Here is a 23,554-nt window from a genome sequence, read left to right as displayed (position 1 = left end):
TCAAGCCCGGGGTGACGTTGCTTGGTAAGGGCTGCTCTCTATCAGGTTCGTCACCCCGGCCTTGAGCCGGGGTCCATGGTGCGGCAGTCTCTGCGGCATGAGGGAGCGGCAACCGTGCGTCTATATGCTGGCGAGCGGTTTCTACGGCACCTTGTACGTCGGCGTGACCTCGAACCTGATCGGCCGGCTGATCCAACATCGGGAGGAGTGGATGCGCGGCTTCACCAGCGAGCACGCGGTCAAACGGCTGGTCTGGTACGAGGTGGCCGACACCATGGACGCCGTCATCGCCCACGAGAAGCGCCTGAAGCGGTGGCTGCGCGACTGGAAGATCGCGCTGATCGAGCGCGACAATCCGCGCTGGGACGATCTGGCGATCGGGTTCGGATTGCCGCCGTTGCCACCTCCTCGCTGATGTTCGGGCGCGCGGAGCCATGGACCCCGGCTCAAGGCCGGGGTGACGGTGGGTGCTGGACTGGCGGAGTGCTAGCGAATCATTGCGAGGGTTCCGCATGTGCGTCCTCCCTCGTGGGGGCCGGCGCATCGCGGTCGGCGATCAGGATGCCGCCGGCACCGTAGTTTTCCAACCGCACCTCCTCGATCACGATCTGGACGGCGGCCGGGTTCTTGCCCAGCCGTTCGACCAGCGAGCGGGTGACATCCGCGACGATCGCGGACTTTTGGTCCTTGGTCGCGGTGCCGGAGATGCGGATGGAGACGAAGGGCATCAGGCCTGCTCGCCCTCTGCCGCGGCGTCGGCGGCGGGCGCCTCCTCGTCCTCGAACCCCGAAGAGCCGGTGGCAACCGGCTCGTCTTCGAACCAATGCGCGCGGGCGGCCATGATGATCTCGTTGCCCTGCTCGTCGGACAGGCCGTACTGCGACAGGATGCCGCCCTTGGGCTCCGGCCGCTTGGGGGCGTCGTCGTTGCGGCGGCGCGGCTCGACGCGCTTCTTCTCGACCAACTCGTCGGTCGCGAGATCGGCGAGGTCGTCGAGCGTCTTGATGCCCGCCTTGCCGAGCGTGACCAGCATCGCCTCGGTCAGGTGGGGCAGGTCGGCGAGCGCGTCCTCGACGCCCAGGCCCTGACGCTCCTCGCGGTTGGCCTGCTCGCGCCGCTCCAGCGCTTCCTGCGCGCGGCTCTGCAACTCGGCGCCCAGATCCTCGTCGAAGCCCTCGATCTGCGCGATCTCGTCGAGCTCGACATAGGCGACCTCCTCCAGGCTGGAGAAGCCCTCGGCGACCAGCAGCTGCGCCAGCGTCTCGTCGACGTCCAGCTCGTTCTGGAACGTCTCGGAATTCTGCACGAACTCCTTCTGGCGCTTCTCGGAGGCGTCGGCCTCGGTCAGGATGTCGATCGCCTTGCCGGTCAGCTGGCTGGCGAGGCGCACGTTCTGGCCGCGGCGGCCGATGGCGAGCGACAGCTGGTCGTCGGGTACGACGACCTCGATCCGCTCCTCCTCCTCGTCGATGACGACGCGGCTGACGCTGGCGGGCTGGAGCGCGTTGACGACGAAGGTGGCGATGTCGGGCGACCAGGGAATGATGTCGATCTTCTCGCCCTGCATCTCCTGCACCACCGCCTGCACGCGGCTGCCCTTCATGCCGACGCAGGCGCCGACCGGGTCGATCGACGAATCGCGGCTGATGACGCCGATCTTGGCGCGGCTGCCCGGATCGCGCGCGGCGGCCTGGATGGTGATGATGCCGTCGTAGATCTCGGGCACTTCCTGCGCGAACAACTTCTTCATGAAGTCGGGATGCGCGCGGCTGAGGAAGATCTGCGGCCCGCGATTCTCGCGGACGACCTTCAGGATCAGCGACCGGATGCGGTCGTTGACGCGCACCACCTCGCGCGGGATCTGCGCGTCGCGGCGGATGACGCCCTCGGCGCGGCCGAGATCGACGACGATGTGGCCGAACTCGACGCGCTTGACGACGCCGGTGATGATCTCGCCCTGGCGGTCCTTGAACTCCTCGAACTGGCGCTCGCGCTCGGCGTCGCGGACCTTCTGGAAGATGACCTGCTTGGACGCCTGCGCCTGAATGCGGCCGAACTCGATCGGCGGCAGCGGATCGACCAGGAAGTCGCCGACCTTTGCGCCTTCCTGCAGCTTCTGCGCGCCCGCCACGTCGACCTGCTTGTAGAGGTCGTCGACCAGCTCGACCACCTCGACGACCCGCCACAGGCGCAGGTCGCCGGAATTAGCGTCGAGCTTGGCGCGGATGTCCATCTCCTGGCCGTAGCGGGTGCGCGCCGCGCGCTGGATCGCGTCCTCCATCGCCTCGATCACGATCGCGCGGTCGATCATCTTCTCGGTCGCGACCGAATTGGCGATCGCGATCAGCTCCGCGCGGTTGGCGGTGGCGGTGGCCATCAGTGATTATCCTCTGCTTGTGCGTCTTCGGGCAATTCTTCGAATTCGTCGGCGCCCTCGGTGGACAGGGGCGCGGTGGCGGCGATCAGCCGGTCGGTCATCGTCAGCTTGGCATGGTCGATCTGGTCGAAGCCGATCGTGACCTGGCCATGGCTCCCGAGATCGACGGTGATCCGGTCGTTCTCGACCCCCGCCAGATCGCCGGTCAGCTGCTTGCGGCCGTCCTGCGGCTCGTGGAGGCGGATGCGCGCCTCATGGCCCTGCCAATCGGCATAGTCCCGCAACCGGGTCAGCGGACGGTCGATGCCGGGGGAGGAGACCTCCAGCCGGTACGCCTCGGGAATGGGGTCGCGGCCGGCGGCCTCCTCCTCGTCCAGCCGGTCGGAGATGCGGTGCGACAGCGCGGAACAGTCGTCGATGGTCAGCTGGCGCGTGTCCGGTCGCTCGGCCATCACCTGGAGCGTCGGGTCCGACTTGCCGCCGGTCATCTTGACGCGCACCAGGTCGAAGCCGAGCGCCTTTGCTTCGGGTTCAATCAGGGCGGTCAGAAGAGCGGTGTCGGTCAAACGGAAACTCCAAGCCGGCTCGGCGCCGCGGAGCCCGGCCCCGCAGCCTCTTCATCCGGCGATGTAGAGAAAGCATGGGCGATATAGGCCAAGTCGGGGATGGCGACAAGCCTCCCATGCGCCTCCCATGCGCGCCTCCCTGCCCCGTGCATCCTCCGGCCGTTCCGGACGTTCAACGATCCGCTGTACCGGGAGATACGCATGAACACCTTTCTGCTGGCGGCGCTGCCGCTCGCCCTGCTCGCCTGTTCGGGCAACGCGCCCGCGGAAGAGGTCGCCGCGCAGGCGTCGCCGGCCGCCCCGGCGGGCGCGAAGCCGTTTGCCGAGACGGTGGTCGCCGACTTCGATTCGCCCTGGGCGATGACGTTCCTGCCCGACGGGCGAATGCTGGTGACCGAGAAGCAGGGAACGATGCTGCTGGTGTCGAAGGACGGCCGGCAGCGGCGGACGGTGGCGACGATCCCGGTCGACGCGGCGGGACAGGGCGGGCTGATGGACGTGGTCCTGGCGCCCGACTTCGCGACCTCCAAACGGGTATATTTCAGCTATTCGGCGAGCGGACAGGGCGGCAAGGGCGTGATCCTGTCGCGCGGGCTGCTCGACCTGGCGCCCGGCGGCGAGCGGCTGCGCGAGATCGAGGAAATCTACCGCGCGACGCCGTTCGTGGAGGGCAACGGCCATTATTCGGGGCGCATCGCCTTCTCGCCCGACGGCCGCTACCTGTTCTTCACCAACGGCGAGCGGCAGAAGTTCACGCCCGCGCAGGCCAAGGACCAGTCACTGGGCAAGGTGCTGCGCCTGACGCCGGACGGCAAGCCGGCGGCGGGCAACCCGCTGGTCGCGCGAGGCTTCCGGCCGGAGGTGTGGAGCTACGGGCACCGCAACCTGCTGGGCATCGCGTTCGATGCCCAGGGCAATCTGTGGGAGCAGGAGATGGGGCCGAAGGGCGGCGACGAGGTCAACCTCATCCTGCCGGGGCGCAATTATGGCTGGCCGAACGCCTCCAACGGTTCGCACTATGACGGCCGCGACATTCCCGATCACCAGCGGGGCGACGGCTACGAGGCGCCCAAAGTGTCCTGGAACCCGGTGATCTCGCCGGGCGGGCTGATGATCTATCAGGGCGCCCTGTTCCCGCAGTGGAAGGGCGACGCCTTTATCGGCGGACTGTCGAGCAAGGCGCTGATCCGCGTCGACCTGAACGGGACCACGGCAACGAAGGGCGACCAGTGGGGCATGGGCGCGCGCATCCGGGAAGTGGAGCAGGGGCCGGACGGCGCCATCTACGTGCTGGAGGACGGCGGCGAATCGCAGGGCCGGCTGATCCGCCTGAGCCCGCGCGGTGGAACCGCGTCGTGAGCCGGGCCGTGAGCCGCGGCGCCCGCACGCGGATGACCGGGCGTGCGATCCTGCGCGCCGGCATCGCCGCGCTGGCGCTGGCCGTGGTCGCGTGCGGTGGCGGCGACGATGACGACGGCGTCGTGACGGTGCCGGGGCCGACGCCGTCCGCCACGCCGACGCCTGCTCCCACGCCGACCGCCACGCCGAGCCCAACTGCCACCACGACCGCGGTGACGCGGACGCCGGTGGCGACGTTCGACAATCCCTGGGCGATGGCGTTCCTGCCCGACGGTCGGCTGCTCGTTACCGAGCGGCCCGGCCGGCTGCGGCTGGTGACGATCAATGGCCAGGTGTCGGCGGCGATCGCCGGCGTTCCCGCCGTGGCGTACGGGGGGCAGGGCGGGCTGTTCGACGTGGCGCTGGACCCCGCCTTCGCCACCAACGCGCGGATTTACCTGAGCTATGCCGAGGCGAGTAGCGGCGGACCCGCTCTGGCGGTCGCGCGCGGCACGCTGGCGAACGACGGCGCGGGCAGCGTGCGGCTGGACAACGTATCGGTGATCTGGCGCGCGACGCCGCGATCCACCGACACGCGGCACTTCGGCGCGCGCATGGCCTTCGCGCGCGACGGCACGCTGTTCGTCACCTCCGGCGAGAGACACCAGGGCGCCCCGGCGCAGGACTTGAGCGGGACGCTGGGCAAGATCATCCGGATCAACACCGACGGCACGATCCCGGCGGACAATCCCTTCGTCGGCACCGCAGGCGTGCGGAGCGAGATCTGGTCGTACGGACATCGCAATCCGTACGGGCTCGTCTTCGCCAGCGACGGCCGCCTGTTCGAGAGCGAGATGGGACCGGAGGGCGGCGACGAGTTCAACCTGATCGCCGCCGGTGGCAATTACGGCTGGCGACTGGTGTCGGAGGGCAATGACGGCGAGGTGCTACCGCGCCACTCGACCCGGCCCGATCTGGTCGCGCCGCTGTTCAGCTGGACGCCGGTGATCGCGCCGGGCGGCATGATCCAGTATCGCGGCAGCCGCTTCGCCAACTGGAACGACGATTTCCTGCTCGCGGGGCTCGTTTCGCAAGGCCTGGTGCGCGTCCGCGTGTCGGGCACCACCGCGACGGAGGTGGCGCGCATCCCGCTGCATGCCCGCATCCGCGAGGTGGAGCAGGGACCGGCCGACACGTTGTGGGTGCTGGAGGACGGCGGTACCGGGCGGCTGGTGCGGCTCGACCCGGCGTGATCGGGTAAGAGGGCGCGGCGCGTGACGGCCCGAGCGGCGGCTACACGCCGTCGCGGGGGCCGGGGTGGTGAGGGCCCTTGACGACACCGTCGAGCAGCGCCGCGGGGAAGCGTCGCCGCGGGGGTGGCGTCAGCCTGGTCGATGTCGCTGGAGCAGGCAGTTCATCCGGGCGGAGGCGACGGGGCGGGTGCGATCGTCTTGCCAGGCAACGGCCTCGACATTGGCGACGCGGGTGCCGAGGCGGGTGACGGCGCCGGCGGCGCGCGTATCCTTGTCGCGGCCGCCGCGCTGGAAATCGGTGGTGAAGGTGACGGGCTTGATCCCGACCTCGCCCCCATCCTCGCCGGCGCCTTCCGCCGCCAGCGCGTGGCGGAGCGCGGCCAGGGCGGCGAGTTCGAGCAGCCCGGCGATGGCGCCGCCGTGGAGGAAACCGGGCCGGCCGACGACGTGGTCGCCGAACGGCAGCAGCAGCACGGGGGCGCCGTGCTCGTCGAACTCCGGCGTGACGCCGAGCAGGGTGGCGTAGGGCGGCAGCGTCATGCCGCGTCCATCAGCATGAAGGTGCCGGCGACGTGGGCGACCGGATCGGCAGGGTCGCCGTCGTGCGCCTCGCCGCGCACGAAGGCGACCGATGGGGTGAGGCGGGTGCAGGTGCCGCGGCCGATCACCGTGCGGCCGGGCGCGGCGGCGCGGAGGTGATCGACGCGCAGGTCCAGCGTGGCATGCGGCAGGAAGGCACCGCGCCTGGTCCAGATCGCGAGCGAGGTCGCCATGTCGATCAGCGTGACGATCGGCCCGGAGGCGAGGGTGCCGCGCGCCGGATCGCCGACCTGGTCCGGCGAGAAGGGCAGGGCGAGTTCCACCCAGTCGGGCCCGTGCGCGTGATAGGCGATGCCGAGGCGCCCGCCATGGCCCCAGGTCAGGCGCTTGGCGAAGCGGGCGGGGTCGAAGGGCTGCATGGCGCGGGGGTGTAGCAGCGGCGCGGGAGGGGGCAAGTTGGCGCGTCGTTCGGGGCGGGGTTCACGTAGGCGGCGGCGCGCGGTAGCGTTCGGGGCATGACCGATCGCATCCTCCTCGACGTGGACGCGGGCGTGGCGCACGTCCGCCTGGCCCGCGCCGACAAGCTCAACGCGCTGGACCCGGCGATGTTCGAAGGGATCGCCGACGCGATCGCGCGGATCGGCGATCGGTGCGACGTGCGCGCGGTGGTGCTGTCGGGCGAGGGGCGCGGGTTCTGCGCGGGGCTCGACATGGCGGCGATGGCCGGCGGCGGGTCGGGGTTGCTGACGCGGGAGCGGACGCACGGGCTGGCCAATCTCGTCCAGCAGGTGGCGTGGGGATGGCGGACGCTGCCGCAACCGGTGATCGCGGCGATCCACGGCGTGGCGCTGGGCGGCGGCCTGCAGGTGGCGGCGGGCGCGGACGTGCGGCTGGTCGCGGCGGACGCGCGGCTGTCGGTGCGCGAGCTGCACTGGGGGATCGTCCCCGACATGGCGGGCTTCGCGCTGTGGCGCGGATGCGTGCGGGACGATCATTTGCGCGAGGCGGTCTATACCGCGCGCGAGTTCGGCGGCGAGGAAGCGGTGCGGCTGGGCTTCGCGACGCGGGTGGCGGACGATCCGGTGGCGGAGGCGCTGGCGCTGGCGCGGACGATCGCGGGGCGGAACCCGGAAGCGGTGCGCGCGGCCAAGCGGTTGTTCTCGGTGGTGGCGGACGGCGACGACGCGGCGATCCTGCAGGCCGAGAGCGCGGAGCAGGCGGGGTTGCTGGGGACGGCGAACCAGCGCGAGCAGGTGAGGGCGAACATGGAGAAGCGGGCGGCGGTGTTCGCGAATTGAGGGCTGCCGACCCATGCGCTCGTGTTCTTCCTTGGCACCCCGGCGGAGGCCGGGGCCCAGGTGGGAGACGTTGGTGGCGGAAGCGATATGCTCGACCATGCAAGCCTTCCCACCTGGGCCCCGGCCTTCGCCGGGCTGCAAGTAGGTGAGTCGAGGAGCGAGCGTTCTACAACACCACCGTCTTCGGCTTGGCGGCTCGAATCGCGACCAGCACCATCGCTTCCCACACCGCGACGTCGCCGGCGGCGGCCATCGCCTGGTCCGGTTCGCGCAGGGTGCGGAGCACGGCCAGCGCGTCGGGCAGATAGTCCGGCCAGGCGCGGTCGATCTCGGCGGAGGCGTGGGTCGCCGCGCCGCCGGCGTTGGCGCTGATCCGCTGGCCGGCGAGAACGCGGGCGATGCGCTCGGCGACCGGGGTGGTGGATACGTCCATGGCTGTTCTCCTCGCGGGCCTGAGCCGTCAACCCGCGAGGAGAAGCGTGTATCCGTCAGCGGCCGGAGGGCGCACCCGAACGACCGCCGCCGCCGCGGCCCGCACCGCCGCGACCGCCGCCCTGGCCGCCGCGTGCGGGACCGCGGGCACCGCCGCCCTGGCCGCCACCTTGTCCGCCCGGGCGACCGCCGCGGCTGGCGTTCGCGTAGTTACGCCCCCCCGTATTCGCCGCGCCGGTGTGGCTGGGGGCGTGCGTCGCGCGCGGCTTCATCGGCCCGCGCTGCTGGCGGGGGCGATCCTCGCGCGGGGCGGGATCGGCGCCGACGGCGGCGACGCGCGCCGACTTGATCTTGGCGGCCTTGTTCTGGAAGTCGTCGGGCAGCGGGGTGACCGCGATCTTCTGACGCGTGGTGCGCTCGATGTCCTTCAGATACGGCCGCTCGTCGTCGGCGCAGAAGGCGACGGCGATGCCGCTGGCGCCGGCGCGCGCGGTGCGGCCGATGCGGTGGACGTACTGCTCGGGCACGTTGGGCAGCTCGAAGTTCACCACGTGGCTGACGCCGGACACGTCGATGCCGCGCGCGGCGATGTCGGTCGCGACCAGGATCGGCACGTCGCCCGACTTAAACGCGGCCAGCGCCCGCTCGCGCTGCGGCTGCGACTTGTTGCCGTGGATGGCGTTGGCCGCGATGCCGTTGCCCGCGAGCAGCTTCACGACGCGGTCGGCACCGTGCTTGGTGCGGGTGAAGACCAGCGCGCGGTCGATCTCCTCCTCCTGCAACAGTAGGGTGAGCAGCGCCTGCTTCTCCTGCTGGTTGACGAAGGTGACGGACTGGTCGACGCGCTCCGCCGTGGTCGACGCCGGCTTGACCGAGACGGTCGCCGGATCGTTCAGGAACTGCGACGCCAGCTCGCGGATCGAGGCGGGCATGGTGGCCGAGAAGAACAGCGTCTGGCGCTTGCGGGGCACCATGCGGACGATCTTCTTGAGCGCGTGGATGAAGCCCAGGTCGAGCATCTGGTCCGCCTCGTCGAGCACCAGGATCTCGATCATCGACAGGTTGACGAAGCCCTGCTCGACCAGGTCGATCAGGCGGCCGGGCGTGGCGACCAGGATGTCGACGCCGCGGCTCATGTCCTGGCGGTTCTTGTTGATGCTGGTGCCGCCGAAGACGGTGGTCACCGACATCTTGGAGAACTGGCCGTAGCCGCGGGCGTTGTCGGCGATCTGTGACGCCAGTTCGCGCGTGGGGGCCAGGACGAGCATCCGGCAGTGCGTCGGCAGGACGCGCTTGGCATTCGCCACCATGCGCTGGATCGACGGCAGCACGAAGGCCGCGGTCTTGCCGGTGCCGGTCTGCGCGATGCCGAGCAGGTCGCCGCCTTCCAGCACGGTCGGGATCGCCTGCGCCTGGATCGGGGTGGGGGTGGTATAGCCTTTGGCCTCGAGCGCGCGGACGAGCGGCTCGGCAAGGCCGAGATCGGAGAAGGACATGGGGATAGCTTTCGAAACGGGCCATGCACCGCACGCATCGTGGCGCACGGGTGGCGGGGGAGAATGACACCCCGCGTGAATAGGGAAGCCTTGGGCTTGAGCCGAGACGGAGCACGGATCAGATCCGCTCACGCTGCATGACGCCTCGATGCCGCGCCACATACGCATAACTGCGCATAAGTCAAGGTCGCGAGATGGCTTGCCGTAAAGGCCCCGGCGGTTCTACCGCGGGGCCAGAGGAGAGAAGCGCATGAAACTGGCAAGCCTGAAGCAGGGGCGCGACGGCAAGCTCGTCGTGGTGTCGAGCGACCTCGCCTGGTACGCCGACGCCGGGCACATCGCGCCGACGATGCAGGCGGCGCTCGACGACTGGGACAATCTCGTACCGCGGCTGGAGAACCTCGCGACCGACCTCGACCATGAGGTGATCCCGCGTTTCCGTTTCCACGAGCGCGAGGCGGCCGCACCCTTGCCGCGGGCGTATCAGTGGGCGGACGGCTCGGCCTACGTCAACCACGTGGCGCTGGTGCGGCAGGCGCGCGGGGCGGAGATGCCGGAGAGCTTCTGGCACGATCCGCTGATGTACCAGGGCGGCTCGGACGGGTTCCTGGGGCCGCGCGACGCGATCCCGCTCGCCGACGAGAGCTGGGGCTGCGACCTGGAAGCGGAGGTCGTGGTGGTGACCGGCGACGTGCCGCAGGGGGCGAGCCGCGAGGAGGCGCTGGCGGCGGTGCGGCTGGTGGGCCTCACCAACGACGTGTCCTTGCGCAACCTGATCCCCGGCGAACTCGCCAAGGGGTTCGGCTTCTTCCAGTCGAAGCCGGCGTCGTCCTTCTCGCCGGTGTTCGTGACGCCGGATGCGCTGGGCGACTGGTGGGTGGACGGCAAGCTGCACCGGACGCTCAACGTCGACCTCAACGACAAGCCGTTCGGCCGCGCCGAGGCGGGCGAGGACATGACCTTCGATTTCGGCACGCTGATCGCCCATGCCGCGAAGACGCGCAAACTGGGGGCGGGAACGATCGTCGGCTCGGGCACGGTGTCGAACCGCGACCATGACGGCGGACCGGGCAAGCCGATCAGTCAGGGCGGCGTGGGCTATTCCTGCCTGGCGGAGGTCAGGACGGTGGAGACGATCAACGGCGGCAAGCCAGTGACGCCGTTCCTCCAGCGCGGCGACACCGTGCGCATCTGGGCGGAGGACGAGCGGCACCATCCGATCTTCGGCACGATCGAGCAGAAGGTGGGGTGAACGACATCCGTCATGCCGGGCTCGTCCCGGCATCCAGGGTTACAGGGCGACACGCTGCTTGACCCTGGACCGCGGGACGAACCCGGGGTGACGAGTCGGGTGGACACCCGACACGACAGAATCGTACAAGAACCGCCCTCGCAGCGCGCTTGTAATAATCTAACAAGCGCCGGTAAGCAGGGGGCTAGAGCGGCGGTGTCACGTCGCAACATGGAGAGAGCCGTGGCGACGCACCTTCGCGCCAATCTGCCCCCGTTGTCGCTCCACGTGCCGGAGCCGAAGTTCCGGCCCGGCGACGCGGTCGACTTCGCATCCGTCGACGTACCCGCCGCCGGCGCCACCCGTCGCCCCGACACGGCCGACGAGGCGCGCAGCTTCACCGATCTCGCCTACGGCCTCGTCCGCGTGCTGGACGACGAGAACCGCGCGGTGGGGCCGTGGGACCCGAAGCTGTCGCCCGACACGCTGCGCCGCATGCTGCGCGACATGGCGCTGGTCCGCGCCTTCGACGAGCGGATGTTCCGCGCGCAGCGGCAGGGCAAGACCAGCTTCTACATGAAGTGCACCGGCGAGGAGGCGGTGTCGATCGGCGCCACCGCCGCGCTGGACGCCGACGACATGTGCTTCCCGTCGTACCGGCAGCAGGGCATCCTGCTGTCGCGCGGGTGCCCGATGGTCGACATGATGAACCAGATCTATTCCAACAGGGGCGACAAGCTGCAGGGCAAGCAGCTGCCGATCATGTATTCGGAGAAGCGGTTCGGCTTCTTCTCGATCTCCGGCAATCTCACGACGCAATATCCGCAGGCGGTGGGCTGGGCGATGGCGTCCGCGTCGAAGGGCGACACACGCATCGCGGCGACCTGGTGCGGCGAGGGGTCGACGGCGGAGGGCGACTTCCACTCGGCCCTGACCTTCGCCACCGTGTACCGCGCGCCGGTGATCTTCAACGTCGTCAACAACCAGTGGGCGATTTCCAGCTTCTCGGGCTTCGCGGGGGCGGAGGCGACGACCTTCGCGGCGCGGGCGGTAGGCTACGGCATCGCCGGCCTGCGCGTCGACGGCAACGATGCGCTGGCGGTGTACGCGGCGACCGAGTGGGCGGCGGAGCGCGCGCGGACCAACCAGGGGCCGACGCTGATCGAGCATTTCACCTACCGCGCCGAGGGACACTCGACGTCGGACGATCCGTCGCAATACCGTTCCGCCGGCGAGCCGACGGCGTGGCCGCTGGGCGATCCGATCCGGCGGTTGAAGGATCACCTGATCGCGCTGGGCGAGTGGGACGAGGAACGCCACGCGGCGCAGGACAAGGAACTCGCCGAGGCGGTGAAGGCGGCGCAGAAGGAGGCGGAGCAGAACGGCATCCTCGGCCACGGCCTGCACCAGCCGCTCGACTCGCTGTTCGACGGGGTGTTCGAGGAGATGCCCTGGCACCTGCGCGAACAGCAGGCGCAGATGCTGGCGGAAGAGGAAGCGAGCGGACGGCCATGGGCGCGCAAGTGATGATCTCCCTCTCCCACCGGGAGAGGGAAGGGGCCCGCGCGGCGCAGCCGCGTGGGAAGGGTGAGGGCAGTACAGGCCCTGCCCTCACCCTTCCGCCGCTTCGCGGCTCCCTCCCTCTCCCGATGGGAGCGGGATCATGAGTGACAGCATGACCGACACCAACGACACCAGCCGCATGAACATGATCCAGGCGATCAACTCCGCCATGGACGTCGTGATGGCGCGCGATCCGGGCGTGATCGTGATGGGGGAGGACGTGGGCTTCTTCGGCGGCGTGTTCCGCGCGACCGCGGGCTTGCAGGCGAAATACGGCAAGACGCGCGTGTTCGACACGCCGATCACCGAGTGCGGGATCATCGGCGTCGCGGTCGGCATGGGCGCTTACGGCCTGCGGCCGGTGCCGGAGATCCAGTTCGCCGATTACATCTACCCCGCGCTCGACCAGCTGGTCAGCGAGGCGGCACGGCTTCGCTACCGCTCGGGCGGCGAGTTCACCGCGCCGATCACGGTGCGCTCGCCGTTCGGCGGCGGCATCTTCGGCGGGCAGACGCACTCGCAGTCGCCGGAGGGACTGTTCACGCACATGTCGGGGATCAAGACGGTGATCCCGTCCACGCCCTACGACGCCAAGGGACTGCTGATCGCCGCGATCGAGGATAACGACCCGGTCATCTTCTTCGAGCCCAAGCGCATCTACAACGGCCCGTTCAACGGTTACTGGGACAAGCCGGCCGAGAACTGGTCGAAGCATCCCGGCGGCGAGGTGCCGGGCGGCTATTACCGGGTCGAGCTGGGCAAGGCGAACGTCGTGCGCGAGGGCGAGGCGCTGACCGTCCTCTGCTACGGCACGATGGTCCATGTCTGCCAGGCGGTGATCGCCGAGGCCGGGATCGACGCCGAGATCGTCGACCTGCGCAGCCTCGTCCCCCTCGACATCGAGACGATCGAGGCGTCGGTGAAGAAGACCGGGCGCTGCATGATCGTGCACGAGGCGACGCGCACCTCCGGCTTCGGTGCCGAACTGTCGGCCTTGGTGCAGGAGCGGTGCTTCTATCACCTGGAGGCGCCGATCGAGCGCGTCACCGGTTACGACACGCCGTACCCGCACAGCCTGGAATGGGCGTATTTCCCCGGCCCCGTCCGCATCGGCGAGGCGCTCAAGAAGATCATGAAGGACGCATAAGTGGCACGCTTCACCTTCAAGCTCCCCGACATCGGCGAAGGCATCGCCGAGGCCGAGATCGTCGCGTGGCACGTGGCGGTCGGCGACCGAGTCGAGGAAGACCAGAACATCGCCGACATGATGACCGACAAGGCGACGGTCGAGATGGAGTCGCCGGTGTCGGGCACGGTGGTCGAGCTGGCGGGCGAGGTCGGTGACCAGGTCGCGATCGGCGCGGCGCTGGTGGTGATCGAGACCGAGGGCGACGTGTCGGCCGACGAGGCCGTCGCCGCCCCGCCCAGCGCGGCGCAGGAAGAGGTCGCCGAGCAGTATGAGGCGGAGAACCCGGGCGTCGAGGAAGCCGAGGCGGCGGGGATGACCACGCCGGCGCGTGCGGGTGCGTCTCAAGACCTCCCCGGTACGGGGAGGGGGACCGCTCGCGAAGCGAGTGGTGGAGGGGCAGCCACGAGCGACAGTCCTGCCGGACTGCCCCTCCACCATCAGCCTGCGGCTGATGGTCCCCCTCCCCGTTCCGGGGAGGTACAGGGGCGCCCCATCCTCGCCTCCCCCGCGGTCCGCGCGCGTGCGGCAGAGCTCGGTGTCGACCTCTCCCAAGTCCAGGCCGAGGGCGACCGCGTCCGCCATTCGGACCTCGACGCGTTCCTCCGCTACGGCTCGGGCCAGGGCTATTCGGCCCCCGGCCGCTCCCGCGCGCGCGACGACGAGGCGATCCGCGTCATCGGCATGCGCCGGCGCATCGCCGAGAACATGGCCGCGTCGAAGCGCAACATCCCGCACTTCACCTATGTCGACGAGATCGACGTGACCGAGCTGGAGCGTGTCCGCGCCGACCTCAACGACAACCGCGGACAGCGTCCCAAGCTGACGATGCTGCCGCTGATGATCGTCGCGATCTGCCGCACGCTGCCCGATTTCCCGATGCTCAACGCCCGCTACGACGACGAGGCGGGGGTGGTGACCCGTTCGGGTCGCGTCCATCTCGGCATGGCGGCGCAGACCGACGCGGGGCTGACCGTGCCCGTCATCCGCGACGCGCAGGATCGCAACGTCTGGCAGCTCGCGACCGAGATCGGCCGGCTGGCCGAGGCGGCGCGCGCGGGCAAGCTGAAGCCCGACGAACTGGGCAACGGCACCATCACCGTCACCTCGCTGGGGCCGCTCGGCGGCATCGCGACGACGCCGGTCATCAACCGACCCGAGGTCGCGATCATCGGCCCGAACAAGATTGTCGAGCGCCCCGTCTTCACCGGCCGCGGCGACGAAATCCGCCGCGCCAAGCTGATGAACCTGTCGATCAGCTGCGACCACCGCGTCGTCGACGGCTGGGACGCGGCGAGTTACGTCCAGGCGCTGAAGAAGGTGCTGGAGACGCCGGTGCTGCTCTTCGCGGACTGAACTCTCTCGTCATGCCGGGCTCGTCCCGGCATCCAGAGCCAGGAACGTCACGCTGCTTAACCCTGGATGCCGGGACGAGCCCGGCATGACGGAGGTTTGCTTTACCGGGGCGCGGGCCATCCTCCCTTGCCCCACTGCGCACGCCCCGCGATGAAGCGGGCCACATGACCGATCACACCACCCGCAACGGCTTCCTCCTTGGCGTCGGCGCCTATGCCGCCTGGGGGTTGCTGCCGCTCTACCTGAAGCTGCTCGCGCACGTGCCGGCGGCGCAGGTGCTGAGCCACCGTATCCTGTGGTCGCTGCTGTTTCTTGGCCTCGTCGTCCTGGTGCTGCGGCAGGGGCGCGAGATCGCGGCGGCGGCGCGGGGGCGGACGCTGGCGATGCTGTGCGCGAGCGCGGCGCTGATCGCGGTCAACTGGTACGTCTATATCTGGGCGATCGAGCACGCGCATGTGCTGGAGGCGAGCCTCGGTTATTTCATCAACCCGCTGGTCAACGTCGCGCTGGGCGTGGCGGTGCTCGGCGAGCGGGTATCGAGGGTGCAGAAGCTGGCGGTCGCGGTGGCGGCGGCGGGGGTGCTGGCGATGGCGGCGAGCGGCGGCGGCGCGATCTGGATCTCACTGGTGCTGGCGCTCAGCTTCGGCACCTACGGCCTGATCCGCAAGACGGTCGCGGTCGGCGCGCTCGGCGGGCTGACGATCGAGACGCTGGTGCTGGCGCCGTTCGCACTGGCGATGCTGCTGTACGCGGGACAGGCGGGCACGGCGGCCTGGGGGCGTGACGGGGGCACCGACTGGCTGCTGGTGCTGGCGGGCGGCGTCACCGCGGCGCCGCTGCTGATGTTCGCGGGCGCGGCGCGGCGGCTGCGCTACACGACGTTGGGACTGCTCCAGTATCTCGCGCCGACGCTCCAATTCGCAGAGGCGGTGCTGCTGTTCGGCGAGCGGCTGCGGCCGGTGCATCTGGTCACGTTCGGGCTGATCTGGACGGGGTGCGCGCTGTACGCGTGGGATGGGTGGCGCGGGGTTCGGCGGTCGCGGGCGGGCGACGGCGAGGCCGCAGCCTGACATCGACTGTGATGGGGTCGGAGGTTGGCCGCGCCGCGGCGAAGCCGCGTCGTCAGACGGCGTCGGCTTCGCCGACCCGCTGGCCGGGCGGGCGGCCATAGGTCGGCGTTGGGGCAGCGTTTCGCCGTTTTACACGATCTCGAACAACCCGGCCGCGCCCATGCCGCCCGCCGTGCACATCGTCACCACCACCCAGCGCACGCCGCGCTTCCTGCCCTCGATCAGCGCGTGGCCGACCAGCCGGCTGCCGCTCATGCCGAAGGGATGGCCGACCGCGATCGCGCCGCCGTCGACATTGAACCGGTCGGGATCAATGCCGAGCGTGTCGCGGCAGTAGAGCGCCTGCGACGCGAACGCCTCGTTCAGCTCCCAAAGGCCGATGTCCGCCACCGACAGCCCGGCGCGGTCGAGCAGCTTGGGCACCGCGAAGACCGGTCCGATCCCCATCTCCTCCGGCCCGCAGCCCGCCGCCTGGAAGCCGCGGTAGATGCCCAGGATGTCCTTGCCCTCCGCCTCCGCCGTGGCGCGGTCCATCAGCAGCTGCGCCGACGCGCCGTCGGACAGCTGGCTGGCGTTGCCCGCCGTCACGTATGCGCCGGGGCCGGAGAAGTCGCCGCCCTGCCACACCGTCTTCAGCCCCGCGAGCGCCTCGGCCGTGGTGCCGGGGCGGATGCCCTCGTCCTGGGTGACCGTGACCGTCTCGGTGCCGGTGCGGGTGCCCGCCTTGTCGAACAGCGCCTTCTCGACCGTGATCGGCACGATCTCCTCGGCAAAGGCGCCGCGCTCCAGCCCGCGCGCGGCGCGCTGCTGCGACTCGGCGGCATAGGCGTCTTGCGCGGCGCGGCTGATACCGTAGCGCTCGGCGACGATCTCCGCCGTCTCAATCATCGGCACGTAGGCGGCGGGCTCGCGCGCAATCACGGATTGGTTGACGAAGCGCGGCGCGTCCTTGGTGACGGTGAAGCTGATCGATTCCATGCCGCCGGCCAGTGCAACGTCCGCCTCGCCGCACATGATCGTGCGTGCGGCAAGCGCGACCGCGTTCAGGCCGGAGCCGCATTTGCGGTCGAGCGTGAAGGCGGGCACCGATTGCGGCAGCCCGCCCGCGAACAGCGCCATCCGGCCCGCATTGCCGCCGGTCGTGCCCCATTGGTTGCCGACGCCCCAGAACACATCGTCGATCCGCGCCGGGTCGATGCCCGCCCGCTCGACGGCGGCGTTCATCACGTGGCCGGCGAGCACGGGCGCCTCGGTCGCGTTGAAATAACCGCGATACGCCTTGCCGATGCCGGTGCGGGCGGTGGCGACGATCGCTGCTTCTCGGATGGCGGAAGGGCGCATGGGATGACCTTTCGAGGATCGGGTACGGCGCCGGTCTAGGCGTGGTCGCGGCCGGTTGGAAGAGCCGGGCGGTTGCGCTAGTCGGTGGGCATGACCGTCCAGACCCGGCGCGACGCGCACGTCGCCATCGCCACCTTCGCGCGCCCGCCGCACAATTTCGCCGATCTGGAGCTGATCCGGTCCATCGGCGCGGCGTTCGACGCGGCCGATGCCGATCCGGAGGTGCGCGCGATCGTCTTGCGGTCGGAGGGGAGGGTGTTCTGCGCGGGTGCCGACCTGGTCAACGCCAACCCGGTGGCGGACGGCGTCGCGGTGGAGCGCAATCCCTTCTACGTCGCCGCGGCCCGGCTGTTCGGGACGCGCAAGCCCGTGGTCGCGGCGGTGCAGGGCAGCGCGGTGGGGGCGGGGCTGGGACTGAGCCTGGTCGCCGATTTCCGCGTGGCGAGCCCGGAGGCGCGGTTCGCGGCCAATTTCGTGCAGATCGGCTTTCATCCGGGCTTCGGCATCTCGGCCGTGCTGGAACGGGTGGTGGGGCGGCAGCGGGCGCTGCTGATGAACCTGACCGGCCGGCGCGTGAAGGGCGAGGAGGCGGCCGCCTGGGGGCTGGTCGACCAGCTGGTGCCATTGGACGAACTCGACGCGGCGGCGCTGGCGCTGGCGCACGAGATCGCCGCCGGCGCGCCGCTGGCGGTTCAGGCGACGCGCGCGACGATGCGCGGCGATCTGGCGGCACTGGTCGAGGCGCAGACGGACCACGAACTGGCGGAACAGGCCAAGCTGATGGGAACGGCCGATTTCGCCGAGGGTGTTCGCGCCGTAGCGGAGCGGCGGCCGGGGCGGTTCGTGGGGCGGTAGTGGGGGCGTTCGCGGGAAGACGCCAAGGAGAATAAGGTTTATTCGCGCGGAGACGCAGAGGCGCGGAGAGGCTGTGGGGGCGGCGGACTTTCACGCTGCCATCGACGTTGGGTTCGCGGCAGCCCTTATCTGTCTGCCGGTTCAGCAGACACCGCGTTCTCGATGACGGGTGCGGATAGCGGCGGGCGCAACATCTCCGCGCCTCCGCGTCTCCGCGCGAACCAACCTTCTTCTCTTCGCGTCTTCGCGCGGACCATCCTTCCGTCCATTACGAGAAGAGTCCCGCCGCGGCGAAGCCGCGTCGTCGGACGGGTTCGGCGGCGCCGACCCGCCGGCCGGGTAGGGCGCTCGCGCATCCGCGCGACCGGCGCGGGCGTGGCCGCGTCTGCGCCTTACCGCAGCAGTACCAGTTCCTCCGCCATCGACGGATGCAGCGCCACCGTGGCGTCGAAATCCGCCTTGGTCAGGCCCGCTTTCACCGCCACCGCGGCGGCCTGGAGGATCTCGGGGGCGTCGGGGCCGATCATGTGGATGCCGACGACACGGTCGGTCATGCCGTCACACACCATCTTGTACAGCGCGCGCTCGTTGCGCCCCGCCAGCACGTTCTTCATCGGCCGGAAGTCGGACGAGTAGACCCTGACCGAGCCGAGCTTCTCGCGCGCCTCCGCCTCCGTCATCCCCACGCCGGCGAGCGGCGGGTGGCTGAACACGGCCGAGGGAATGCAGTCGTAGTCGACCGTGGTCGGCCTGCCGCCATAGACGCTGTCGGCGAACGCCTGCCCCTCGCGGATCGCGACGGGGGTCAGCTGCACGCGGTTGGTGACGTCGCCGATCGCGTAGATCGACGGGCAGGTGGAGGCGTTGTGCGCGTCCACCTTGATCGCGCCCAGATCGTCCACCTCCACGCCCGCGCTCTCCAGCCCCAGCCCGGCGACGTTCGGCCGGCGGCCGGTGGCGAACAGCACCTGGTCGACCACGACCGGTTCCTGCCCGGTCAGGTGAACGGTCAGGCAGCCGTCCGCACCCTTGTCGATGCCGCGAAAGGCGGCGTCGAAGCGGAAGTCGATCCCCTTCATGGTCGAGATCTGGAGCAGCCGGTCGCGGATCTGCGCGTCGTAGCCGCGCAGCAGCTCCTGGCTGCGATTGGCGAGGATGACGTGCGTGCCGAACTGGTGGAAGATGCCGGCGAACTCGTTGGCGATATAGCCGCCGCCCGCGATCAGGATGCGCCGTGGCAACTCGGGCAGGTGGAACACTTCGTTGGAGGTGATGCCGTGCTCGTGCCCCTCGCACTCCGGAATGGCCGAATGCGCGCCCACCGCGACCAGGATGCGCTCGGCGGTCTTCTCGGTCCCGTCGGCGAGGCGCACGGTGTGCGGGCCGGTCACGACGGCGCGCTGCTCGATGATCTCGACGCCGTTGTTCCGGAGGGTCTGGGTGTAGGCACCGTTGATCCGGTCGACTTCGCGCATGACATTGTCGCGCAGGCGGGCCCAGGAGAAGCTGCACGGCGCCGGCACGTCCCAGCCGAAATGCCGCGCGTCGCGCAGATCCTCGGCGAAATGCGCGCCGTAGACGAGCAGCTTCTTGGGCACGCAGCCGCGGATCACGCAGGTGCCGCCGACGCGGTATTCCTCCGCCACCGCCACCCGCGCGCCGTGCGCCGCCGCGACGCGCGACGCACGCGTGCCGCCGGAGCCGGCACCGATGGTGAACAGGTCGTAGTCGTAGGGCATGTCAGTTCATTCCATGAAGATCGAGCGCGGACTTCATCCCGAGATGCTCGACGAACGGGTCGAAATCACGGTCGCTGTATAGGAGCGGCAGGCCGTCGACGATGCAGCGCGTGGCGATCAGCGTGTCGATCGTCTTGCGCGGCGTGATGCTGCGGTTGCGGAGATGGCGATAGTGCCGGGCTGCCTCGATGGCGACGTGTCGATCAGCGATCGTCAGGGTTTCGAATAGCGCCAATCGACTCGCCGTCTGCCGAAAATGTGCGTCGCCGCGAGTGCCTTGCAGGATTTCCGCGAGCACGAGATCACCCATCACGATCGTCTGCTCGTGTTCGAGCAAGCGCGTGAACGCGAGCGTCTGGATGGTCGTCCGGTCAGTCAGCACGTCTATCCACACGCTGCTGTCCACCACGATGGCTACCACCCCGACGCGCGCTTGTCGGTGCGCATCTCGTCGAGATCGCCGTCCCAACCCGTTCCGCGTAATTCATCCAATGCTTGAAGCTGCCGCTTGGCCAGAACCGAACGGCGAAGAGATTTTTCAACCGCCTCGCGCTTGGTTTTGGCGCCGAGCGCGATCATCGCCTCCGCCATCAACTCGTCGTCGATCTCGATGTTCGTCCGCATGTGTATGCCTCTGTCGAAACATACACATAGCGACGCTCACTCCCTCAATCCAGCCCGGCCCGCCGGATCAGGTCGGTCGTGGACGGATCGAACGTCTGCCCGCCGGCATCCGCCGCCTTGGCCATCTCCTTGCCCAGTTCCACCCCGAACTGGTCGAAGCTATTGATACCCAGCAGCACGCCGTTCACGAACACGCGGTGCTCGTAGAAGGCGATCAGCGCGCCCAGCGTGCGCGCGTCCAGCGTGTCGAGCAGCAGTGTCGAGGACGGGCGGTCGCCGGTGTAGCTGCGCGCCGGATCGTCGGCGTGGCGCCCGGTCATCAGCGCCGCGCCTTGGGCGAAGGCGTTGAGGAGCAGCTGGCGGTGGTGATCCTCCGACAGCGTGTCCCATTGCTCGATCACCGCGATGAACTCGACCGGCACCAGATGCGTGCCCTGGTGGAGCAGCTGGAACACCGCGTGCTGCGCGTCCGTGCCGACCCCGCCCCAGGTGATCGCCGCCGTCGGCCGCCCGACGGGCCGCCCGTCCACCGTCACGCCCTTGCCGTTCGACTCCATCTCCAGCTGTTGGAGGTAGCTCGGCAGCAGTCGCAGCCGCTCGTCATAGGCGAAGGGTGCGCGCGTCTCGGCATGGCGCACCTGCGTGTAATAAAGGTCGGCGAAGGCGGCGAGCGCGGGTGCGTTCTCGTGCAGTGCCGCGAGGCGGAAATGGCGGTCCATCTCGGCCGCGCCCTCCAGCAACTCCTCGAACGCCGCCCAGCCGAGGCCGAGCGCCGCCGGGAAGCCGATCGACGACCACAATGAGTAGCGCCCGCCGACCCCTTCCGAGAACGGCAACACGCGCGTCTCGTCCACGCCCCATTCCACCGCCTTGTCGGGCGAGGCCGTCAGCGCGACGACACGGCCGTACGGGTCCTCGACGCCGTGCTCCGTCATCCACGAGATGACCGAATTGGCGTTGAGCATCGTCTCCGTCGTCGTGAACGTCTTGGAGGCGACCACCAACAGCGTGAACTCGGGATCGAACCGATCGAACACGTCGTCCAGCGCCACGCCGTCGACGTTGGAGACGATCGCCACCTCGTACCGCTCCTCGTCCCGGCCCAGCGCATCGACCAGCAGGTGCGGCCCCAGCGCCGATCCGCCGATGCCGACGTGGAGGACGTGGCGGATCTCGCCCAGCGCGCCCGCCTCGATCGCGTCGATCAGCGCGCGCATCCGCTCGTGATAATGGCGCGCGCGGGCGACGCTCTCCGGATTGCCCTCGCCCCGCTCGGCGGTGTGCTCGACCGGGCGGTCCTCGGTGACGTTGACGTGTTCGCCGCCGAACATCGCGTCGCGCTTGCCCGCCAAGTTCTGCGCCTTGGCCAGCGCCTCGAACGCGGCAACCGCCTCCTTCGTCAGGTGCGTCTTCGACCAGTCGAAATGGATGCCGGCGACGTCCAGGCTGAAGCCGGCGAGCCGGTTCGGATCGGCGTCGAACAGATCGGTCAGCTTGGGCGAGGGCAGGGCTTCGATCGCGGACCAGTCGGCCATGATGCTTCTCCGTGGGCGGGATGTCGTCGGCACAACGCCTGTGGCCCGCGGCGTGTCCGCCCGCAAGCTTGACGCGCCCGCCGACGGACGCCACGCCCGCGGCATGGCCGATGCCCCTTCCACCAAGCCGCCCGCGAGCCCGCCGCGCTCGGAAACGAGCGAGACGATCCGCTTCCTCCTGAAGCTGGCGCTGATCGTGCTGATCTTCCGCAGCTTCGTGCTGGCGCCGTTCTCGATTCCCTCGGAATCGATGCTGCCGCGGCTGTTGATCGGCGATTACCTGTTCGTGTCGAAATGGAACTACGGCTATTCGCGGTGGTCGCTGCCCTGGGGCGTGCCGCTGTTTCCGGGCCGGATCTTCGCCTCCACGCCGGCGCGCGGCGACGTGGTCGTGTTCCGCTCGCCTGGTCCCGACGATCACGACGTCATCAAGCGGGTGATCGGCCTGCCGGGCGACCGGGTGCAGATGCGCACCGGCCAGTTGTTCCTGAACGGCCGGGCGGTGCCCAAGGAGCGCGTCGCCGACTTCACGCTGCCGTTGTCGCCCAACTACGATGCCGAGCGCTGCGGCGCCCCGTTCGTCGACGTGGCGCCGGACGGGCAGCAGATCTGCCGCTATCCCCGCTTTCGCGAGACGCTGCCGGGCGGGCGGAGCTATTATGTGCTCGACCAGCGCGAGATTCCCGAGGCGGACGACACCGGCGAATATGTCGTGCCCGCCGGCGACGTGTTCCTGATGGGCGACAACCGCGACGATTCGGGCGACAGCCGCTTCGCGCCGCCCGGCGGCATGGGCTACGTGCCGATGGAGCGCATTCAGGGGCGCGCCTTGGTCACCTTCTTCTCGACCGACGGGTCGGCCTCCTGGCTCAAGCCCTGGACCTGGTTCTCGGCCGCACGGCCGGAGCGGATCGGGGAGGGGTTCTGAGCGACCTTCACGCCTGGCTCGCCGCCACCTTCGGCCGCGCGCCCGCCGACGCCGCCTCGTTCGAGCGCGCGCTGACCCATGGCAGCCGCTCGGCCGAGGATTACCAGCGGCTGGAATTCCTCGGCGATCGCGTACTCGGCCTGGTAATGGCGGAATGGCTGTTCGAGACCTTCCCCGACGAGCCCGAGGGCCAATTGTCCAAACGCCTCAACGCGCTGGTGACGGGTGCGGTGTGCGCCGAGGTGGCGCGCGAATTGGGCGCGCGCGACCATGTGCGGCTCGGCAAGCAGGCGCTCTCCGACGGCGCGGGCGACAGCGACAACGTGCTGGGCGACGTGATGGAGGCGCTGATCGGCGCCTGGTACCGCGAGGCCGGGCTGGACGCCGTTCGCGGTTTCGTCCGCGCCGCCTGGGGCGACCGCGTGCGCCGCGGCGGCAAGGCGCCGCAGCATCCCAAATCGCAACTCCAGGAATGGGCCGCCGCCGTCGGCCGCCGCCCGCCGGAATACACGCTGGTGGAACGGTCGGGTCCGGGCCACGCGCCGCGCTTCATCGTGCGGGTCACGATCGGTAAGCTGTCGGCAGAAGCGACCGGCGGCAGCAAGCAGGAGGCGGAAACCGACGCCGCCAAGGCGTTGCTGGCCAAGGTGACGCGCGGCTGAAAACCCTCCCGTCATGCCGGGCTTGACCCGGCATCCATGGTGCCGCGAACTCGACGGCCTGATAGTACGCGGAACGATAGACCCCGGATATCCGCCCCGCCCTGGAAGGGAGGGGCGGGGTTGGGTCGCTGCCGCCTGGGCGAACGTCATCCGCATTACGCACT

Annotated in this window: 24 protein-coding genes; 12 read left to right on the top strand and 12 right to left on the bottom strand. The window is 69.8% G+C overall.

Annotated elements, in window-relative coordinates:
• Positions 1 to 97: 97 nt before the first annotated feature.
• Positions 98 to 415, top strand: coding sequence for a GIY-YIG nuclease family protein (locus BM145_RS13575; protein ID WP_093334203.1), 318 nt, complete (start codon positions 98 to 100; stop codon positions 413 to 415).
• A gap of 79 nt (positions 416 to 494) precedes the next feature.
• Here the strand turns inward: BM145_RS13575 and BM145_RS13570 are convergent, their stop codons facing one another.
• Genes BM145_RS13570 through rimP form a run of 3 tightly spaced genes read right to left on the bottom strand, consistent with a single transcriptional unit; the run spans position 495 to position 2,943 of the window.
• A complete protein-coding gene (locus BM145_RS13570; protein WP_093334202.1) occupies positions 495 to 728 on the bottom strand; it encodes a tautomerase family protein in 234 nt (77 codons plus the stop codon).
• Positions 728 to 2,377, bottom strand: coding sequence for a transcription termination factor NusA (gene nusA / locus BM145_RS13565; protein WP_093334201.1), 1,650 nt, complete (start codon positions 2,375 to 2,377; stop codon positions 728 to 730). The genes BM145_RS13570 and nusA overlap by 1 nt, the downstream gene beginning before the upstream one ends.
• Complete coding sequence (rimP, locus tag BM145_RS13560; RefSeq protein ID WP_093334200.1) at positions 2,377 to 2,943, bottom strand: ribosome maturation protein RimP; 567 nt, start codon at positions 2,941 to 2,943, stop codon at positions 2,377 to 2,379. The genes nusA and rimP overlap by 1 nt, the downstream gene beginning before the upstream one ends.
• 201 nt (positions 2,944 to 3,144) lie before the next feature.
• On the opposite strand from rimP, the gene BM145_RS13555 reads away from it, so the two are divergent.
• Positions 3,145 to 4,302 carry a PQQ-dependent sugar dehydrogenase gene (locus tag BM145_RS13555; protein WP_093334199.1) on the top strand — a complete coding sequence of 386 codons (1,158 nt, stop codon included), beginning with the start codon at positions 3,145 to 3,147 and terminating at the stop codon, positions 4,300 to 4,302.
• Positions 4,299 to 5,534 (top strand): PQQ-dependent sugar dehydrogenase, encoded by a 1,236-nt coding sequence (locus BM145_RS13550; protein ID WP_245739349.1) that lies wholly within the window; start codon positions 4,299 to 4,301, stop codon positions 5,532 to 5,534. The genes BM145_RS13555 and BM145_RS13550 overlap by 4 nt, the downstream gene beginning before the upstream one ends.
• A 129-nt stretch (positions 5,535 to 5,663) precedes the next feature.
• On the opposite strand, the gene BM145_RS13545 is transcribed toward BM145_RS13550, so the two are convergent.
• Positions 5,664 to 6,074 (bottom strand): PaaI family thioesterase, encoded by a 411-nt coding sequence (locus BM145_RS13545; RefSeq protein WP_093334198.1) that lies wholly within the window; start codon positions 6,072 to 6,074, stop codon positions 5,664 to 5,666.
• Positions 6,071 to 6,493, bottom strand: coding sequence for a PaaI family thioesterase (locus BM145_RS13540; RefSeq protein WP_093334197.1), 423 nt, complete (start codon positions 6,491 to 6,493; stop codon positions 6,071 to 6,073). Before BM145_RS13540 ends, BM145_RS13545 begins: the two co-directional genes overlap by 4 nt.
• Before the next feature lie 96 nt (positions 6,494 to 6,589).
• Here BM145_RS13540 and BM145_RS13535 point away from each other — a divergent pair, with 96 nt between their 5' ends.
• Positions 6,590 to 7,372 (top strand): crotonase/enoyl-CoA hydratase family protein, encoded by a 783-nt coding sequence (locus tag BM145_RS13535; protein ID WP_093334196.1) that lies wholly within the window; start codon positions 6,590 to 6,592, stop codon positions 7,370 to 7,372.
• Positions 7,373 to 7,538: 166 nt separating this feature from the next.
• Here BM145_RS13535 and BM145_RS13530 read toward each other — a convergent pair whose 3' ends face one another.
• Both BM145_RS13530 and BM145_RS13525 read right to left on the bottom strand, forming a co-directional pair.
• On the bottom strand, positions 7,539 to 7,805 hold the full coding sequence (locus tag BM145_RS13530) for a hypothetical protein (protein ID WP_093334195.1): 267 nt from the start codon (positions 7,803 to 7,805) through the stop codon (positions 7,539 to 7,541).
• A 55-nt stretch (positions 7,806 to 7,860) separates the two neighbouring features.
• Entirely contained in the window at positions 7,861 to 9,300 is a 1,440-nt protein-coding gene (locus tag BM145_RS13525; RefSeq protein ID WP_093334194.1) for a DEAD/DEAH box helicase, read from the bottom strand.
• 250 nt (positions 9,301 to 9,550) lie between these two features.
• Here BM145_RS13525 and BM145_RS13520 point away from each other — a divergent pair, with 250 nt between their 5' ends.
• The 5 genes from BM145_RS13520 (at position 9,551) to rarD (ending at position 15,706) form a co-directional block, all read left to right on the top strand.
• Positions 9,551 to 10,552, top strand: a complete 1,002-nt coding sequence (locus tag BM145_RS13520; protein WP_093334193.1) for a fumarylacetoacetate hydrolase family protein — start codon at positions 9,551 to 9,553, stop codon at positions 10,550 to 10,552.
• Between the two features lie 210 nt (positions 10,553 to 10,762).
• A complete protein-coding gene (locus BM145_RS13515) occupies positions 10,763 to 12,058 on the top strand; it encodes a 3-methyl-2-oxobutanoate dehydrogenase (2-methylpropanoyl-transferring) subunit alpha (RefSeq protein ID WP_093334192.1) in 1,296 nt (431 codons plus the stop codon).
• A 175-nt stretch (positions 12,059 to 12,233) separates the two neighbouring features.
• Positions 12,234 to 13,241, top strand: a complete 1,008-nt coding sequence (locus BM145_RS13510; RefSeq protein WP_093334311.1) for an alpha-ketoacid dehydrogenase subunit beta — start codon at positions 12,234 to 12,236, stop codon at positions 13,239 to 13,241.
• Positions 13,242 to 14,636 (top strand): dihydrolipoamide acetyltransferase family protein, encoded by a 1,395-nt coding sequence (locus BM145_RS13505; protein ID WP_093334191.1) that lies wholly within the window; start codon positions 13,242 to 13,244, stop codon positions 14,634 to 14,636. It abuts the gene before it with no gap.
• Between the two features lie 164 nt (positions 14,637 to 14,800).
• Positions 14,801 to 15,706 carry an EamA family transporter RarD gene (gene rarD, locus BM145_RS13500; protein WP_093334190.1) on the top strand — a complete coding sequence of 302 codons (906 nt, stop codon included), beginning with the start codon at positions 14,801 to 14,803 and terminating at the stop codon, positions 15,704 to 15,706.
• Positions 15,707 to 15,835: 129 nt separating this feature from the next.
• Here rarD and BM145_RS13495 read toward each other — a convergent pair whose 3' ends face one another.
• The gene (locus BM145_RS13495) at positions 15,836 to 17,032 is read right to left on the bottom strand and encodes an acetyl-CoA C-acyltransferase (RefSeq protein WP_093334310.1); all 1,197 of its coding nucleotides are present in this window, start codon (positions 17,030 to 17,032) and stop codon (positions 15,836 to 15,838) included.
• Positions 17,033 to 17,137: 105 nt separating this feature from the next.
• Between BM145_RS13495 and BM145_RS13490 the strand changes: the two genes are divergently transcribed.
• Positions 17,138 to 17,902, top strand: coding sequence for an enoyl-CoA hydratase/isomerase family protein (locus tag BM145_RS13490; protein ID WP_093334189.1), 765 nt, complete (start codon positions 17,138 to 17,140; stop codon positions 17,900 to 17,902).
• A 392-nt stretch (positions 17,903 to 18,294) separates the two neighbouring features.
• On the opposite strand, the gene gorA is transcribed toward BM145_RS13490, so the two are convergent.
• From gorA to pgi, 4 genes are read right to left on the bottom strand one after another with little or no spacing between them, the layout of a single operon-like run.
• A complete protein-coding gene (gene gorA / locus BM145_RS13485) occupies positions 18,295 to 19,641 on the bottom strand; it encodes a glutathione-disulfide reductase (protein WP_093334188.1) in 1,347 nt (448 codons plus the stop codon).
• A 1-nt stretch (position 19,642) separates the two neighbouring features.
• Entirely contained in the window at positions 19,643 to 20,062 is a 420-nt protein-coding gene (vapC, locus tag BM145_RS13480) for a type II toxin-antitoxin system VapC family toxin (protein WP_093334187.1), read from the bottom strand.
• Positions 20,056 to 20,265, bottom strand: coding sequence for a type II toxin-antitoxin system VapB family antitoxin (locus BM145_RS13475; protein WP_093334186.1), 210 nt, complete (start codon positions 20,263 to 20,265; stop codon positions 20,056 to 20,058). The genes vapC and BM145_RS13475 overlap by 7 nt, the downstream gene beginning before the upstream one ends.
• Before the next feature lie 44 nt (positions 20,266 to 20,309).
• Positions 20,310 to 21,800, bottom strand: a complete 1,491-nt coding sequence (pgi, locus tag BM145_RS13470; RefSeq protein WP_177200217.1) for a glucose-6-phosphate isomerase — start codon at positions 21,798 to 21,800, stop codon at positions 20,310 to 20,312.
• Between the two features lie 103 nt (positions 21,801 to 21,903).
• Between pgi and lepB the strand changes: the two genes are divergently transcribed.
• Positions 21,904 to 22,728: a signal peptidase I gene (lepB, locus tag BM145_RS16430; RefSeq protein WP_245739364.1), complete on the top strand. Its 825-nt coding sequence runs from the start codon at positions 21,904 to 21,906 to the stop codon at positions 22,726 to 22,728.
• The gene (gene rnc / locus BM145_RS16425) at positions 22,725 to 23,390 is read left to right on the top strand and encodes a ribonuclease III (protein WP_245739362.1); all 666 of its coding nucleotides are present in this window, start codon (positions 22,725 to 22,727) and stop codon (positions 23,388 to 23,390) included. The genes lepB and rnc overlap by 4 nt, the downstream gene beginning before the upstream one ends.
• Positions 23,391 to 23,554 lie beyond the last annotated feature (164 nt).

It is taken from the genome of Sphingomonas rubra, from assembly GCF_900115745.1.
Classification (GTDB): domain Bacteria; phylum Pseudomonadota; class Alphaproteobacteria; order Sphingomonadales; family Sphingomonadaceae; genus Sphingomonas; species Sphingomonas rubra.
This window is presented reverse-complemented; position numbering and strand designations above follow the sequence as displayed.

Bases quoted from the DNA above. Each gene is read 5' to 3' on its own strand.
- BM145_RS13575 (WP_093334203.1), top strand. From the start codon at position 98: ATGAGGGAGCGGCAACCGTGCGTCTATATGCTGGCGAGCGGTTTCTAC.
- BM145_RS13570 (WP_093334202.1), bottom strand. From the start codon at position 728: ATGCCCTTCGTCTCCATCCGCATCTCCGGCACCGCGACCAAGGACCAA.
- nusA (WP_093334201.1), bottom strand. From the start codon at position 2,377: ATGGCCACCGCCACCGCCAACCGCGCGGAGCTGATCGCGATCGCCAAT.
- BM145_RS13555 (WP_093334199.1), top strand. From the start codon at position 3,145: ATGAACACCTTTCTGCTGGCGGCGCTGCCGCTCGCCCTGCTCGCCTGT.
- BM145_RS13545 (WP_093334198.1), bottom strand. From the start codon at position 6,074: ATGACGCTGCCGCCCTACGCCACCCTGCTCGGCGTCACGCCGGAGTTC.
- BM145_RS13540 (WP_093334197.1), bottom strand. From the start codon at position 6,493: ATGCAGCCCTTCGACCCCGCCCGCTTCGCCAAGCGCCTGACCTGGGGC.
- BM145_RS13535 (WP_093334196.1), top strand. From the start codon at position 6,590: ATGACCGATCGCATCCTCCTCGACGTGGACGCGGGCGTGGCGCACGTC.
- BM145_RS13530 (WP_093334195.1), bottom strand. From the start codon at position 7,805: ATGGACGTATCCACCACCCCGGTCGCCGAGCGCATCGCCCGCGTTCTC.
- BM145_RS13525 (WP_093334194.1), bottom strand. From the start codon at position 9,300: ATGTCCTTCTCCGATCTCGGCCTTGCCGAGCCGCTCGTCCGCGCGCTC.
- BM145_RS13520 (WP_093334193.1), top strand. From the start codon at position 9,551: ATGAAACTGGCAAGCCTGAAGCAGGGGCGCGACGGCAAGCTCGTCGTG.
- BM145_RS13515 (WP_093334192.1), top strand. From the start codon at position 10,763: ATGGAGAGAGCCGTGGCGACGCACCTTCGCGCCAATCTGCCCCCGTTG.
- BM145_RS13510 (WP_093334311.1), top strand. From the start codon at position 12,234: ATGAACATGATCCAGGCGATCAACTCCGCCATGGACGTCGTGATGGCG.
- rarD (WP_093334190.1), top strand. From the start codon at position 14,801: ATGACCGATCACACCACCCGCAACGGCTTCCTCCTTGGCGTCGGCGCC.
- BM145_RS13490 (WP_093334189.1), top strand. From the start codon at position 17,138: ATGACCGTCCAGACCCGGCGCGACGCGCACGTCGCCATCGCCACCTTC.
- gorA (WP_093334188.1), bottom strand. From the start codon at position 19,641: ATGCCCTACGACTACGACCTGTTCACCATCGGTGCCGGCTCCGGCGGC.
- BM145_RS13475 (WP_093334186.1), bottom strand. From the start codon at position 20,265: ATGCGGACGAACATCGAGATCGACGACGAGTTGATGGCGGAGGCGATG.
- pgi (WP_177200217.1), bottom strand. From the start codon at position 21,800: ATGGCCGACTGGTCCGCGATCGAAGCCCTGCCCTCGCCCAAGCTGACC.
- lepB (WP_245739364.1), top strand. From the start codon at position 21,904: ATGGCCGATGCCCCTTCCACCAAGCCGCCCGCGAGCCCGCCGCGCTCG.